Raw genomic sequence first — 229 nt, 5'->3', positions numbered from 1 at the left:
AAACAATGCCTGCTCCGGTAATTAAAAAACATACACCAATAATTAGACTGCAAATGGCAATTAGACCAAAATTTAGAACCTTATATTTTCTTAGTATCAGAGATCTACAAATAGATTCGAAATGCTTATAAGAAGAACTGGCAGTTTGCTCAATAAACATATCCATAAACGCTATGGATAAAACAGCAGTTGTTCCATGTATGGCAAGGATCGTTGCCCAAGCTGCTGG

At 35.8% G+C, this 229-nt stretch carries 1 pseudogene; it reads right to left on the bottom strand.

The window, feature by feature from the left end:
- Positions 1 to 229: pseudogene (locus V2A85_RS24810) on the bottom strand (hypothetical protein); the annotation flags it as partial.

This window comes from Yersinia sp. 1252 StPb PI (assembly GCF_048593885.1).
GTDB lineage: Bacteria > Pseudomonadota > Gammaproteobacteria > Enterobacterales > Enterobacteriaceae > Yersinia > Yersinia enterocolitica_E.
This window is presented reverse-complemented; position numbering and strand designations above follow the sequence as displayed.